Raw genomic sequence first — 12,900 nt, 5'->3', positions numbered from 1 at the left:
TTAGGACACCCTCCATACCGAATCAACAAACCATCCTTTGCTGTCTTCAATATTTGCGATCAGCTGAAATCCTGCTAAGGATGCCATACGCTGTATTTCCTCAGGAGCATATTTCTGAGAAATTTCCATGTCAATCAATTCATTTTCCTTAAAAAATATGGAATCACCCTTAATATGGACGTGTTGATTGGTTAGGCTGACCAAGAAACTGCGGCAGGCTCCAGAAATTGGATCGTAGGACTGATAATGCTGAAAATATTGGGTATCGAAATCAGCTTCAAGTTCACTGTTGATGCGATTCAATAAATTGATATTGAAGGCCGACGTGATTCCGGCTTTATCATTGTAAGCAGAAAGAATGGTGTGTGGATTCTTTTTGAGATCGAAACCGATTATAATCATATCACCGGGGCTTAGTTTACGGCGCACTTCGGCACAAAAAAGCTGGGCTTCGTCCATATCCATATTACCTATATTACCGCCTAAAAATAATACTACTTTTCGCCGTGTGGAAATTTTCATCGCTTGGTCAAGCATTTCAAAGTACTCTCCCTCAAGCGGTACAATGTCTAAATTTGGGATGTCACGATCTAATTTTTCGACTAATAACGAAAGAATATTGCCCGATATATCGATAGGCATATAGGAGTATGAGGTGTGATTTGCGCTGAGATGTTGTAATAGATGACTTGATTTAAGGGCATCACCTGCACCGAGTTCTATCAGGTCGAAATCGGATTCATCAGTAGTGATTAAATCCGCTAGCTCAAAGGTTTTTGTGCGGAATATTTCGAGCTCGCAGTCGGTCAGGTAATATTCGGGCATATGCATGATATCCTGGAAAAGTCGATCGCCAATGGGATCATAAAAATACTTTGAATATAATTTCTTTGGATAAGTATTTAAACCTTCTATCACGTCCTTGTGAAAAATCCCTTCATACTTTTCGATCTCAGGTACAGCACTATTTACCGGTAGAACATTATTTAATTGTAAACTCATAACTCTATGGTTTTTGCGGTCTTTTATACAGCAATATAACAGGCAAAATGAGCGAATAGTTTCAGAATAATCCAATCTGTGGAAATAGTCGATCTCTAACGACAAGAGAAGAACATGAGAAGAGTAGAACTTCACGACTACACAGCACAGTCATTGGCTGAAAGAATTCCGTTCTTTAAAAAAATTTTAACAAAGTAACTTTCTGAACCACACTAAAGATTATCTCTCCGACATTTTTAGTTAAAACAACGAAGTCTGCGTCGTATCACTTCCCAATGGTGGCAATCCTTATACAGGATCGGATATTTGGGAAAGGTAATGGCCTGCACGTTTTCCAGATAGTCATAATTGTAATCCAATTGACGGCGCTCGTCCCGCAATTGCGGAAAGGTATTTTTGATAATCTCAATATCGGTATGGAGGCTAATATCCCAGCACCTAATGGTATCCTTTTTTGTTTGGCTTTGATACGAATATACGCAATTTGTACTTTAAATACCGATTGCCCTACGGCAAGAAAATGGCTGCTTATTGGTTCGGACCGGATCTGATTACCGAAGGATCTCGATAGCAAATACTTTCTTTTGGGTCTGTCCATCGCTAATGGTAGCCACTACCCGACCATATGCTAAGGAGAATAGGATGTCTATGGGATTCTTTCGCTGAAACCTGGTCTTGGTACGCAGGTAATTGACAATATTTTTCTCATAGAGCTTAAGCATACGCTTATCCCAATTCTCCTCCTTGATGCGATTGAGGAAGATCCGATAGCCTGATCCTGTTTTCAACAAGCTTTCGATCTTATGGGCATCCTGCGGCAACTGCAAGACCCTTCCTTCCTTTGCTCCCAGTTGATGGGCATGCTGATCGGTGGCTTCCTTATCATCATAAGGCGTGAGCAGAAAGCCTGTCTTTTCCTTGACATCGGGCCACTCAAAGCGCTGTAGCACGAAGTAGGCATAGCCGGACTCGACGAGCTCACGAAACGAACTTTTGGTAACTTGTTCAAAGGGATTGTACAGCATAGGGCTAAGATAGGAGTTATATCACAAAAAAGGCCGGAATAAACCAGCCCTGATATATATAGTTATGATCCCAATAATGGGATAGTCGGTTTCAAAAAAATGCTGGCCTAACAAGTGCAAATTAAGCCAGCAAAAGCAATCTTCTCATTTTTCGTATAAAGGACAATAGAAATATAATATTCGTTTAAAAAAAAATAAAAAAAACCTTGAGGAGGGGATCTCAAGGTTTTTTACTACCTGTTATTAACTAATTTATGAAAGTATAGGTATAACAATGGCTGATTCGCTTTCGTTTGATCTTTTTATAAAAAAGCCGAGTTCTTATTCCCCGCCTACAATTATTTTTATTTGAATGAGCGCTTATTCAAAATGGAATTGATAAGCGTATGGGCTTTTGTAGCGTCTTGTTTTGTATATAAATAATTACACATCGATCAGTGTAAATTAAGATGTTAACGATCTATTCTTTCGGATCGATATCAGGAGCCAGATAAATGCTCTATTTTTCTTGCCTCAGGTATACAAAATTAAACCCGTCGAATTCGACGGGTTTAAAATTAGCATTAGCCATTTATTAGAACAATTTTCTTTCCTATCTATTTAGATTAGACATAAATTCAATTGTTGATTTTTATAAACTTAAAGCTTCCTATTTCAGTTCTTGTAGAATCGCTTATATTAAATAAAGTAAGGTTAATTGAATCACTTATTCCAATGTCATCCAAAATCAAAGCCCCATTTCCACTTCCAAAAACATCGCCCTTAGAATCATACATTTTCCAAATTAAAGCATAATCCTCTATTTTGTATTGTGGGTTTTTATTAAGGGATAATACAATTTGATTAGAATTGAAAATTTCCTTATAATGTTTACCATTCTTTAAAGAATTTTTCCATGCTCTTTCTATCCATATTTCTTTAATGAACCTGCTATTGTGACTCGTGGGGCGTCCGATCGATACCAGCACTTTTGACTTTGCAGATTCTTGTATAGAATGTGAAGCTTGAGGATCTACGATATTAGTCTCAAGGTCGCATCCTCCAACTAAAAATGCTAGAAATAGCATCACAAACCATCTATTTATCATTTCTTCTAAAAATTAAAGATCTTGGTAAATCAGTATTTACCTTTTTTATTGTTTTGTACATCAAATTTGGAATTATACTATAAAAAAATGGAGTTCCAATACTTCCTCCATATTTATATACATCTCTATCAAATGTTTCTATTCCGAAGATGCTCAAAGGTACCACTCACCGGGATAAGGCAACGTTGCTTGCGCAAGCGGTACCAATAGGATTTTTTATCTTCCAGGATACGTTCGCTACGCACATTGATCATATTGCGCCTGCGATCGGCCTGCAGTTTGGGATCGTCAATATAGGTAGGCAATACCCCCCACTCCATCTCGGTCAAGGCCAGCTGGCTTGAGTCCTTGTCCTTATAAAGGATCGGATATTTGGGAAAGGTAATGGCCTGGACGTTTTCCAGATAGTCATAATTGTAATCCAATTGACGACGCTCGTCCCGCAATTGCGGAAAGGTATATTTGATAATCTCAATATCGGTATGGAGGCTAATATCCCAGCACATAATGGTATCCTTTTTTTGTTTGGCTTTGATACGAATATACGCAATTTGTGCTGTAAATATTGATTGCCCTACGACAAGAAAATGGCTGCTTTCTGGTTCGGACCGGATCTGATTACCGAAGGATCTCGATAGCAAATACTTTCTTTTTGGTCTGCCCATCGGTAATGGTAGCCACTACCCGACCGTATGCTAAGGAGAATAGGATATCGATCGGATTTTTGCGCTGAAACCTGGTCTTGGTACGCAGGTAATTGACAATATTTTTCTCGTAGAGCTTAAGCATACGCTTATCCCAGCTCTCCTCCTTGAAGCGATTGAGGAAGATCCGATAGCCTGATCCAGTCTCCAACAAGCTTTTGATCTTATCAGCATCCTGCGGCAACTGCAAGGCTCTTCCTTCCTTTGCCCCCAGTTGATGGGCATGCTGATCGGCGTTTTCCTTATCATCATACGGCGTGAGCAGAAAGCCTGTCTTTTCCTTGACATCGGGCCACTCAAAGCGCTGTAGCACGAAGTCTGCATAGCCCGACTCGACGAGCTCGCGGAACGAACTTTTGGTGACTTGTTCAAAGGGATTGTACAGCATAGGGCCTAATACAAAAACTCGATCTTGTTTTTATTCATTCCATTTGAACATGTACAATTACGGTGATGGCGCGGAAGATAAAGTAACTGAATTCGTTTAAAAGTACGGACAATGAACAAAAGCTATGTAAAATATAACTTGTCTGAGATTATTCGTCACAATTTTGAATAAAATAGATCTTTTTATTTAAAAAATTTACAATATATTGTATTTAATTAAATCAAAGATTTATTAAGCCTTAATTATGATTTTTTTCAAAATGATTCCATTATTATGAGACACATTTTAATATGTATAGCCATTTGCATGACCTTTTTCGCTTGGGGTCAAGGTACACCTGATAGGGTGAGTTCCGCATTATTATCGGGGAAAATAAAAAATTACGATAAAAGCATACCCTTTACAGCCCATGTACAACGGCTTGGGCTCCCGAGTTTACAGGTGAATATTGATGTGGATACCAATGGTACTTTTTCTCAATCTATCCCCATTGACTTACTGTCTGAGATATACTTGGTCTATAAAACATCGTTTGTTATTTTATTGCAACCAAAAGATAATCTAAAACTTATCTTTGATGGCGATAAAAATTCCATGGCAAAAGTCTTAGAATCTATTGAATATGCGGGTGATCATGCGAAGACAAATCAGGATATTAGCACATTCTTCAAGATTTATTATTCTGACGCAAGACTGTTTAAAATGTGGGAAGAACAATTAAAATCTTTCAAGGAAATGGAAATTGAAGAATACAAAAGCCATATCCAAAATAGGTTGAGAATTGCAACAGAGGTATTTCAAGCCTTTGAAGCTTCTTATCACCCAAATGATGAAAGCAAATCTTGGATCAAGACAGATCTAAAAAACAAATATTTTGATGATCTAGGCCATTACCCCATGAATCATCGTGAGCAAAACAACCTTTTACCCTTTGATAAGACCTGGGTAGTACCAGCCAAGTACTTCGAGCAATTAAAAGAATGGTTACCGCTCACAACAGAACAATTAAAAAATACACAAACCTTAAATGCCGTAGCTAGTATCTTTTACTTTTACCTTTATGAACGCGTGGCCAAAGAAGGCAAACTTCCAAAGGATATTGATAAAATGCCGAATGGAGGAATATTGGGGCCAACTAAGGTGGTCGATTCATTAATGATCAACAGCACCATCGACATAGTAGAAGATCCACTATTAAGGGAGATTATGCTCACGACAGCTTTTAGTAGAAGCCTTGCAAAACAGTCAGTTAATTTATACGAGAACAACTACGCTATCATCGATAAGTATATTACAAAACCATACTTAAAAGACCAGCTATTCAATATTTATAAACAAACTAAAACTGAAATCGAAACACCAATTCCGCTAAACGAAGCACTAAAAGTCCATCAGTTTTCTTCGGGAATCGAAGAAATTTTTAAACAAATCATCGCTAAAAATAAAAATAAGGTAATCTATATCGACATCTGGGCACCTTGGTGTAGCCCATGTTTAAAGGAGATGCCAAATTCCAAAAAATTAGAACAAAAATTTAAGGACAAAGCGATCAGCTTTGTTTATATCTGTGTATTCTCTGATAAAGATAGGTATATGCGGACGCTGAACAAGCTTCAATTGGGCGGTGATCATTATTTTCTAAATTCCCAACAAAGCATAGATCTATCTAAAATATTTAATATACCTGGTATTCCCTATTATATTTATATCGATAAAAATGGTTTAATAAAGCAAAAAGGAAATCATCTGCGACCTGAAGTAATGGAAAGTAAACTTAACGATATATAGTTCGAACTCATAAGCTCTAAACCATTAAAGCGTGAGACTGTAACATGAACTGTGTCAATGGAATAATTCAATAAGATTATTTATATTCAATTATTCAAACGACATGGTCATGAAAGAAAAAGACCCATTCGATTTTTCGTTAGTGTTTGTTTTTAAAGGAACTCAAGAGGGCTTCGCCGTTTTGAACGCTTCAAGGCAGAAGCCATGCAAGGTCTTTACGAAGGTAAAAGTTTGTCTCCCAATGATGGCGTCCTAGCGCCGTTAATGAAGTATCTGTTGGAATCAATGATGGATGGAGAACTGGAAAACCACTTGAACGAAGAGAAAGCTTCGGGCAATAGCAATCGTCGAAATGGCAAGACAAAAAAGACAGTCCGAGGTCTCAATACCGGAACTTTTGAGCTGGAGACAGGCCGGGATAGATCGGGAACGTTCGAGCCTAAAGTAGTACCTAAGAGACAATTAATCATCACTGAACAGCTTGAGGGACACGTATTGAGCATGTATGCCAAAGGAATGAGCACACGGGCGATAAGCGAGTTTGTACGCGAAATGTATGCAATGGAGATCTCTGCCACAGAAATATCGCGTATTACAGAAAGTGTGCTTCCAGCGGTAAATGAGTGGCGTAGCAGGCCTCTTGAAGCTGTTTACCCCTTTGTATTCCTGGACTGTATGCACATCAAGGTTCGCCAGAATGGAACTGTTGAATCGAGGGCTATCTATAATATCCTGGGAGTTGGTATGGATGGTAGAAAAGATCTGATCGGTCTTTATAGCTCAGAAAATGAGGGAGCTAAGTTCTGGCTTTCAGTTCTTACAGATCTAAAGCAACGTGGCGTTGAAGACATCCTTATTGCTTGTATTGATGGTCTAAAAGGGTTTCCTGAGGCCATAGAAGCTATTTTTCCAAAAACAAAGATCCAGTTGTGTATTGTTCACCAGATCAGAACAAGTATGCGTTACGTAACCGAAAAAGATAAGAAGTTTGTAATGGAGGATCTAAAACCGGTCTATAAGGCTGTGAACGAAGAGATAGGTTATGAAAACCTACTGTCTTTTGAAGAAAAATGGGGCAAGAAATATCCACTTGCTGCCAAATCCTGGATGGATAATTGGACCAATCTTTCTGCTTTCTTTGAGTACGAGGATCAGGTTCGCAAGATTATATACACCACAAATCCGATCGAGGGAATGCACCGTCAGATACGAAAAATCATTAAGTCTAAAGGAGCCTTCAACTCCGAACAGGCACTAATGAAATTGATGTATCTGATCATAAAGGATATCGCAAAAAAATGGACGATGCCAATGCATAACTGGGGCTTGACCATATCCCAACTTTATATTAGATTTGGGGATAGACTCAAACTCGAAAGAGGTTTTTAAGTTTTAATCCTATGACACAGTTGGTGTTACACTCCCAAGGATCTCGATAGCAAATACTTTTTTTTGTCTGCCCATCGGTAATGGTAGCCACTACCCAACCATATTCTAAAGAGAATAAGATATCGATTGGATTCTTTCGCTGAAACTTGGTCTTGGTACGCAGGTAATTGACAATATTTTTCACGTACAGCTTAAGCATACGCTTGTCCCAGTTCTCCTCCTTGATAAGATTGAGAAAGATCCGATAGCCTGATCCTGTTTCCAACAAGCTTTCGATCTTATCGGCATCCTGCGGCAACTGCAAAGCTCTTCCCTCCTTTGCCCCCAGTCTGAATCCCACAACTAAATCTTACCTATTACTTCTTCAAAATCAGCTTTAATAAATTCCCAATATTTACCTTTTAAACACACAGGATCGAAGTCATTATCAGCGTTTTCAAAATTGATTAAGTTAATCAAGATCGTTTTCTCATCGTGAGAAAACGGATATCGCTCTTCATGTAATGCAACCATTTGTGAAATCGAATACTTATCTAATAACTCGTGTAAATCCCAAAAATCTTTTTTACGTCCTCCTCGCTGAATCACATCGATCTTCATGGCAATAATTTCTTCGATTGAGGCTAAACGGATATTATCTTCTTCGATAAGTTCTTGAATGAACGGGTCTGCATAGAAAACGTCCAATTTAACGCTGTTGTTTTTATCATTTCCAATCGTATAAGACTTTCCCATAGCGGGAGCAATATTGGACAAGTGATCGACGTACGAAAAACGTAAATTCAAAAAATTGTATCCTTTCTTGTTTGGCTTTGATACGCATATACGCAATTTGTGCTGTAAATACGGATTGCCCTACGACAAGAAAATGGCTGCTTTCTGGTTCGGACCGGATCTGATTACCGAAGGATCTCGATAGCAAATACTTTCTTTTTGGTCTGCCCATCGGTAATGGTAGCCACTACCCGACCGTATGCTAAGGAGAATAGGATATCGATCGGATTTTTGCGCTGAAACCTGGTCTTGGTACGCAGGTAATTGACAATATTTTTCTCGTAGAGCTTAAGCATACGCTTATCCCAGCTCTCCTCCTTGAAGCGATTGAGGAAGATCCGATAGCCTGATCCAGTCTCCAACAAGCTTTCGATCTTATCGGCATCCTGCGGCAACTGCAAGGCTCTTCCTTCCTTTGCCCCCAGTTGATGGGCATGCTGATCGGCAGCTTCCTTATCATCATAAGGCGTGAGCAGGAAGCCTGTCTTTTCCTTGACATCGGGCCACTCAAAGCGCTGCAGCACAAAGTCGGCATAGCCCGACTCGACGAGCTCGCGAAACGAACTTTTGGTGACTTGTTCAAAGGGATTGTACAGCATAGGACTAAGATAGGATTTAATCAGTAAACTCTTTCTTGTTCTTTCGGACGTAGTCAACCTGTATTTTCTGCAGGTTTTCAACGTCATTAAGTTTGTAAAATTCCTCGTCAAATTTGTTTAACGGATTATTCTCATACGATTTACTAAAACCTTCTACCGTACCATCCTGATCTTCGGTTATTTTCGATTTATCCTTTTCAAATGTGCTGTTTGCTCGCTCGGTCAGATCAGCAAATTTTGTAGCGCCAACTAATTTCAACGCTTCTGGCAGCGCAGCAGCAAATTGGCCGCTTGAATTAAAATAAAACTGATTATAACCACCATTATTGACTTCTGCTTCTAATCGGCTGATCATATAAATTGCTTGTCTAGATTTGTTCCAAGACAAGACGATTTCGTATTCTTTATCATATGCCGGCGATAACTTACGAAAGAGGTTATCATAAACGACTTCCAATAACATGTCATCCGAAGTCGTATCAATAATTTGCTCGGTTAATGGCGTCTGAATTGATAGCTTATTATTTTGCTTCGTACGTTCAGAACAGCCAAACAAATTTAAAATCATTATTATAATTCCAATGGTAATAATCGTTGTTCGCATGGATTTTATCATCTTTAGATTTTTTTATTACTCAAATATATACATTGATTTGCCATACTTTTGTGTTTTATGTATCGCGCCAAAGTATGGTTGCTACGGCGGCTCGGCCTTTTTTCATTTTTATCAAACCAAGCTCTTAAAAGAATTGTCCATTTATTGTCGATCGTTACGTATCAGTTCAGATTGATTGATTTAATTGTATGGTCAGGCTTTTACGCCTGGCCATTTTAAACGTATTTTCCGGTCCTAAATGGATCTGTCTATAATTTAGTTAAGGGGCTAATCGAAAGGTTAGTCCTTTTTTTGAAAAATAATGAACTGTTCTATCAAAATTATGTTCTTCACCAGGTTAAGTTAGTTTGTTTTAGTAGTTATAAAGGTCGGGGATTCATGTCACCGGCCTTTTTTTATTTTTTGTAAACCACCTACGATAAATTTGAGAGGAAAAATCACTAAAATAGCTTTGCAAGTATACCTTCAAAGGTGACCAAAATATTTTCGCCATATTTCTGCTGTGCTTTTGCACCTAAGAAGTTTTTATTCAATGCTGTTTTTTCGGAAACGATTATCTGCATGTTATAGGATATTGCAAAATATGCATACAACTTAAAATTTGACTCTTCCACCGGAGTTGCGTAACCGGTAACACCTATACCAAAATCAGCATTGAACAAGTGTGATGCCTGCAGCGCCATATCTTCTGCGATCTGAGACGACACGCAATCACTTTCTCTGGCCTCATCCTCGTCTATTCCCAATAAATTTACTTTCTCTTCAAGCGTGTAAGCTGTAATCCCACCTTTAAAATTAACTGCAGCATTTTCGATCTGGGACAGCATAAACTGAAGCTGTCCAGCTGTTACACTTTCGGCCGTTGCGACAGTCTTACGATCAAGTAGCTTGCCAATACGTTGAATTACTTCCTTATCGAGTTCCATCTTATACTTATTAATTTAAAACTATAGCCTTAGCAGACCTTTTATCTACACGGAATCTTAAATCCATTATTGACCGTAAGCATTTATTGTAGCAGTTTATTTTGAAAGGCGAACCGCACTAGATCAGCTGTATTTTTTGTTTTTGTTTTATCAATCAGCTGCTGCCGGTGCCCCTCAACTGTTCGTTTGCTCAGAAATATCTGATCTGCTATTTCAGCGTTTGTAAAACCACGTGAAATCAGTTCCAAAACCGTTAATTCCCTTTCAGAAATATCGTAGCGATGGAAAATAGCTTCTTTATCGATATAAATAGGACTATTTAGCTGAAAATGATCGAGGAGGGATAGACCTATTTCCATTGAAATATATCTTTTACCCTGTAATATGTTGAATATACCTTGAACAAGTTCGTCATAATCCGAATTTTTCGATAAAAAGCCAACTGCCCCCGCCCTAAATGCTTCAGCCACGGTATTATTATCCTCGATCATTGATAAAACAGCAACGTCAATTTCAGGATATTTGGCCTTCACTTTATGGATTAATGTAATGCCACTCATCTCTTCCATTTTGAGATCCGTAATTATAAGATCAGGTGTCTCGCTTTTATCTAAGAATTCTAGCGCCTGAACTCCATTTCCAGCCTCCCCAATAATGGAGAGCTGCTTATGTGACTCCAATATTAGCCTAAAGCCGTTCCTTACCAATGTGTGATCGTCAACAAGTAATATTTTATACATCGTAGTAGAGAAAATCGTGTGTTATATATATTTCAGAACAATTAGCCTGCCATTTTTACATAAACAGAAAGTTTTAAATCTATATTTTAAAATTTGTAATAATTACTTATAAGACCAGGTATTATTACCTTCCATGAAATATATAGTGCAATTTCTCGTATAAACATTTCCTTCTATTTTTTATAAAAGGTTTCCATCGCACTTAAAATTGGATTATGAACTTTCGATGCATTTAGATCCTCATTGCTCAAACTTAATCTCCGCAGTTAATACTCTTCATCAGACTATTACAGTGATTTCAAGTATTAAATGACTTATATTGCGTAGTTTATCAGTTAACGAAACCGATCCCAAGAAGGTTCACTTTATATATTTATTAAAAGATGAAAAAAAAACAAATTACGCAGGATCGGTATCAAGGTATACTTATCGTTGCATTCGCAATTGTCGCACAACAGGGCCCCGAGGATCTTCCGAACGATGTGCCAGATAATCCTGAAGAGGAATTATCAGAGAATGAATCCGATGAAACTCCAGAAATGCCCGATCAGGATGATTTAGGCATCGACGGAGAACTAGGAAACGAAGAAGAAAATGAATTTCCTGAAATTGACGAACAGGAAGAAGACGAAAGAGAGTTAGATAACAATGGAAGCATTTAAAATTGAACTCACAGGCCCGAGCTGCATCAATATGTGCTTAAGTACTGGAACTTTTATTTTGGACATCTATTCCATGATAATTTTTGAGATCTGCTGACAACTCAATTTACCCTGCGAGACTACCTTTTTTTCTTCAACCATGACTGTTTGACGACTTTGTTTGGGGGCTGTTTTCTTACAAATATTTTTTAGGCGAAACCGCACGGGTTTGGATATTGTTATCTCTTAAAGATTTATAAAGTGTGGAAAGTTTGACATTCGAAGCTTTTCAATAGCACGAATTACAAACAATAAAAAATATTACTATGTCATTATTTTCAAACGATTTGAGCAAAGAGCCTGTATTTGACGGCATTGGTTACGAACCTTCTTTTTTTTCAAGAAAGACGATGGTTACGACCAAGACAAATTACAGTAAAAAAAAAGTACAGTGATAGCAATAAGGACACCCGAAAAAAGATTCTGGTGCTCTGCACAGAAGAACGGTATATGACCATGAAAAATGGAAAGAAGTTTTCAACAGGCAATCATCCGGTCGAAACACTGGTTCCGATTCTTCATTTCGAACAGGCTGGATTTGATGTTGACTTCTACACACCAACAGGTGCTCCTGTAAAATTTGAGATGTGGGCTATGCCGTATGAAGATGAAAACATCGGTAAAATCCTCGACAAGTATAATACGCAATTTTCAAACCCGCACAATCTGAGAGATTTTATAGCTGACACGAATAAAGGATATGTTGATTACGTTGCCGTTTTTATCCCAGGTGGGCATGGCGCAATGCTCGGACTACCTGAAAATAATGATGTCAAAGAACTTATCAAATGGGTAGTAGCGGAAGATAAATATCTATTGGCAATCTGCCATGGTCCCGCAGCGCTCTTAAGCGTAGCAGATTGCGGAGACGCTGATTTTCCTTTTAAGGGATATAAGATTAATTCGTTTCCTGATGAAATGGATAAGACTTTGCCAGAAAGTGGATACCAGCCCGGCGAGATGCCCTGGTTTTACGGCGAAAAACTCAAACAGCTTGGGATCGAAATTTTGAATAAAAAAATTGCCGGCGATTGTCACGTTGACAGAAAATTAATTACTGCAGATAGTCCGTTAGCGGCTGATAAATTCGGGAAACTCTGCGCAGATGAACTTCTCGCCGATGAAAAATCAAAAGTGGAAAATGGATAGGCGACTTTTTT

16 protein-coding genes are annotated in these 12,900 nt (G+C 38.3%); 5 read left to right on the top strand and 11 right to left on the bottom strand.

Annotated features, from left to right (window positions below; genetic code table 11):
• From BV902_RS12545 to BV902_RS12520, 5 genes are all read right to left on the bottom strand, one after another.
• Entirely contained in the window at window positions 1–1,002 is a 1,002-nt protein-coding gene (locus BV902_RS12545) for an L-histidine N(alpha)-methyltransferase (RefSeq protein ID WP_075992229.1), read from the bottom strand.
• 551 nt (window positions 1,003–1,553) lie between these two features.
• Window positions 1,554–2,027 carry a hypothetical protein gene (locus tag BV902_RS12535; protein ID WP_075992227.1) on the bottom strand — a complete coding sequence of 158 codons (474 nt, stop codon included), beginning with the start codon at window positions 2,025–2,027 and terminating at the stop codon, window positions 1,554–1,556.
• A 617-nt stretch (window positions 2,028–2,644) separates the two neighbouring features.
• Window positions 2,645–3,115: a hypothetical protein gene (locus tag BV902_RS12530; RefSeq protein WP_075992226.1), complete on the bottom strand. Its 471-nt coding sequence runs from the start codon at window positions 3,113–3,115 to the stop codon at window positions 2,645–2,647.
• A gap of 128 nt (window positions 3,116–3,243) precedes the next feature.
• The gene (locus BV902_RS12525; protein ID WP_075992225.1) at window positions 3,244–3,756 is read right to left on the bottom strand and encodes an SOS response-associated peptidase family protein; all 513 of its coding nucleotides are present in this window, start codon (window positions 3,754–3,756) and stop codon (window positions 3,244–3,246) included.
• Window positions 3,734–4,207: a hypothetical protein gene (locus BV902_RS12520; RefSeq protein WP_075992224.1), complete on the bottom strand. Its 474-nt coding sequence runs from the start codon at window positions 4,205–4,207 to the stop codon at window positions 3,734–3,736. Before BV902_RS12520 ends, BV902_RS12525 begins: the two co-directional genes overlap by 23 nt.
• Before the next feature lie 273 nt (window positions 4,208–4,480).
• Between BV902_RS12520 and BV902_RS12515 the strand changes: the two genes are divergently transcribed.
• Both BV902_RS12515 and BV902_RS12510 read left to right on the top strand, forming a co-directional pair.
• Window positions 4,481–5,995 (top strand): TlpA family protein disulfide reductase, encoded by a 1,515-nt coding sequence (locus tag BV902_RS12515; RefSeq protein ID WP_083663581.1) that lies wholly within the window; start codon window positions 4,481–4,483, stop codon window positions 5,993–5,995.
• Between the two features lie 204 nt (window positions 5,996–6,199).
• On the top strand, window positions 6,200–7,384 hold the full coding sequence (locus BV902_RS12510; protein ID WP_075992222.1) for an IS256 family transposase: 1,185 nt from the start codon (window positions 6,200–6,202) through the stop codon (window positions 7,382–7,384).
• Here BV902_RS12510 and BV902_RS12505 read toward each other — a convergent pair.
• The 6 genes from BV902_RS12505 to BV902_RS12480 form a co-directional block, all read right to left on the bottom strand.
• Entirely contained in the window at window positions 7,362–7,724 is a 363-nt protein-coding gene (locus BV902_RS12505) for a hypothetical protein (protein WP_075992221.1), read from the bottom strand. The genes BV902_RS12510 and BV902_RS12505 overlap by 23 nt on opposite strands.
• A gap of 2 nt (window positions 7,725–7,726) precedes the next feature.
• A complete protein-coding gene (locus BV902_RS12500) occupies window positions 7,727–8,140 on the bottom strand; it encodes a nucleotidyl transferase AbiEii/AbiGii toxin family protein (RefSeq protein ID WP_443019324.1) in 414 nt (137 codons plus the stop codon).
• A gap of 143 nt (window positions 8,141–8,283) precedes the next feature.
• Window positions 8,284–8,757: a hypothetical protein gene (locus tag BV902_RS12495; protein ID WP_075992219.1), complete on the bottom strand. Its 474-nt coding sequence runs from the start codon at window positions 8,755–8,757 to the stop codon at window positions 8,284–8,286.
• Window positions 8,758–8,773: 16 nt separating this feature from the next.
• Window positions 8,774–9,373, bottom strand: a complete 600-nt coding sequence (locus tag BV902_RS12490; protein WP_075992218.1) for a DMP19 family protein — start codon at window positions 9,371–9,373, stop codon at window positions 8,774–8,776.
• A gap of 440 nt (window positions 9,374–9,813) precedes the next feature.
• Window positions 9,814–10,299: a CinA family protein gene (locus tag BV902_RS12485; protein ID WP_075992217.1), complete on the bottom strand. Its 486-nt coding sequence runs from the start codon at window positions 10,297–10,299 to the stop codon at window positions 9,814–9,816.
• 83 nt (window positions 10,300–10,382) lie between these two features.
• Window positions 10,383–11,039 carry a response regulator transcription factor gene (locus tag BV902_RS12480; protein WP_075992216.1) on the bottom strand — a complete coding sequence of 219 codons (657 nt, stop codon included), beginning with the start codon at window positions 11,037–11,039 and terminating at the stop codon, window positions 10,383–10,385.
• A 383-nt stretch (window positions 11,040–11,422) separates the two neighbouring features.
• Between BV902_RS12480 and BV902_RS12475 the strand changes: the two genes are divergently transcribed.
• The 3 genes from BV902_RS12475 to BV902_RS12470 all read left to right on the top strand — a co-directional run bounded on the left by BV902_RS12475 (window position 11,423) and on the right by BV902_RS12470 (window position 12,889).
• Entirely contained in the window at window positions 11,423–11,701 is a 279-nt protein-coding gene (locus tag BV902_RS12475) for a hypothetical protein (RefSeq protein WP_075992215.1), read from the top strand.
• Between the two features lie 305 nt (window positions 11,702–12,006).
• On the top strand, window positions 12,007–12,135 hold the full coding sequence (locus BV902_RS28460) for a hypothetical protein (protein WP_257787022.1): 129 nt from the start codon (window positions 12,007–12,009) through the stop codon (window positions 12,133–12,135).
• Between the two features lie 61 nt (window positions 12,136–12,196).
• A complete protein-coding gene (locus tag BV902_RS12470; protein WP_237242118.1) occupies window positions 12,197–12,889 on the top strand; it encodes a DJ-1/PfpI family protein in 693 nt (230 codons plus the stop codon).
• The last annotated feature ends 11 nt before the right edge of the window (window positions 12,890–12,900 follow it).

It is taken from the genome of Sphingobacterium sp. B29, assembly GCF_001952815.1.
GTDB lineage: Bacteria > Bacteroidota > Bacteroidia > Sphingobacteriales > Sphingobacteriaceae > Sphingobacterium > Sphingobacterium siyangense.
Note: the sequence above shows the minus strand (reverse complement) of the source record. Positions and strands in the feature narration are given on the sequence as shown.

Bases quoted from the DNA above. Each gene is read 5' to 3' on its own strand.
- BV902_RS12530 (WP_075992226.1), bottom strand. From the start codon at position 3,115: ATGATAAATAGATGGTTTGTGATGCTATTTCTAGCATTTTTAGTTGGA.
- BV902_RS12495 (WP_075992219.1), bottom strand. From the start codon at position 8,757: ATGCTGTACAATCCCTTTGAACAAGTCACCAAAAGTTCGTTTCGCGAG.
- BV902_RS12515 (WP_083663581.1), top strand. From the start codon at position 4,481: ATGAGACACATTTTAATATGTATAGCCATTTGCATGACCTTTTTCGCT.
- BV902_RS12470 (WP_237242118.1), top strand. From the start codon at position 12,197: ATGAAAAATGGAAAGAAGTTTTCAACAGGCAATCATCCGGTCGAAACA.
- BV902_RS12545 (WP_075992229.1), bottom strand. From the start codon at position 1,002: ATGAGTTTACAATTAAATAATGTTCTACCGGTAAATAGTGCTGTACCT.
- BV902_RS12510 (WP_075992222.1), top strand. From the start codon at position 6,200: ATGCAAGGTCTTTACGAAGGTAAAAGTTTGTCTCCCAATGATGGCGTC.
- BV902_RS12520 (WP_075992224.1), bottom strand. From the start codon at position 4,207: ATGCTGTACAATCCCTTTGAACAAGTCACCAAAAGTTCGTTCCGCGAG.
- BV902_RS12480 (WP_075992216.1), bottom strand. From the start codon at position 11,039: ATGTATAAAATATTACTTGTTGACGATCACACATTGGTAAGGAACGGC.
- BV902_RS28460 (WP_257787022.1), top strand. From the start codon at position 12,007: ATGTCATTATTTTCAAACGATTTGAGCAAAGAGCCTGTATTTGACGGC.
- BV902_RS12485 (WP_075992217.1), bottom strand. From the start codon at position 10,299: ATGGAACTCGATAAGGAAGTAATTCAACGTATTGGCAAGCTACTTGAT.
- BV902_RS12475 (WP_075992215.1), top strand. From the start codon at position 11,423: ATGAAAAAAAAACAAATTACGCAGGATCGGTATCAAGGTATACTTATC.
- BV902_RS12535 (WP_075992227.1), bottom strand. From the start codon at position 2,027: ATGCTGTACAATCCCTTTGAACAAGTTACCAAAAGTTCGTTTCGTGAG.
- BV902_RS12490 (WP_075992218.1), bottom strand. From the start codon at position 9,373: ATGATAAAATCCATGCGAACAACGATTATTACCATTGGAATTATAATA.